Here is a 668-nt window from a genome sequence, read left to right as displayed (position 1 = left end):
GTCTCGGTCATGGCGTATCGCTCTCCTCGAGAGGTTCTGGCAGGCTCGTCACCCGCCTCGATACGCCGCCTTCCTCACACCGTCATCACCCAGATTCCGCCATAGCTCAGGACCGCACTCCCACACATCCGCCATTGTTGGACATCACTCGCATCGGATTATCCCCGAAAAGACTAGTGAGGGCACCTATCAAGATTGGTTGGGCGGCAAGGGTATGCGTCACAGCGGCTGATCTGCTGACGGGTCATTGCGCGCCCCGACGATGGCGGCGACGCAGTGATATCCAGAGCTGGCCCCGCAAATTCGGACAGTAGCTTGAGTGGATTTTCTGCCTGACAGCGGCGAGGATTCTTGCTGCGAATCAGGAGCGAAGATGACGAAGAAAAGCCGCCGGACGCATTCTCCGGCATTCAAGGCGAAGGTTGCTTTGGCTGCGGTCAAAGGCGACAAGACGCTGGCGGAGCTGGCGCAACTGTTTGATGTTCATCCGAACCAGATCACGCTCTGGAAAAACCAGCTCCTGGAAGGCGCCGCCGGCGTGTTTGGGCATGACAAGGCATCGGCCGAGACGCCGGTCGATTTGAAGGCGTTACATGCCAAGATCGGCGAGCTGGCGTTGGAAAACGATTTTTTGTCCGGCGCGCTCACCAAGGCGGGCCTGCTGAGCG

At 59.1% G+C, this 668-nt stretch carries 1 pseudogene; it reads left to right on the top strand.

The window, feature by feature from the left end:
- Window positions 1-373: 373 nt before the first annotated feature.
- A pseudogene (locus tag QJT78_RS51900) lies at window positions 374-668 on the top strand (transposase); the annotation flags it as partial.

This window comes from Bradyrhizobium sp. Mp27 (assembly GCF_029953005.1).
Classification (GTDB): Bacteria; Pseudomonadota; Alphaproteobacteria; order Rhizobiales; family Xanthobacteraceae; genus Bradyrhizobium; species Bradyrhizobium barranii.
Note: the sequence above shows the minus strand (reverse complement) of the source record. Positions and strands in the feature narration are given on the sequence as shown.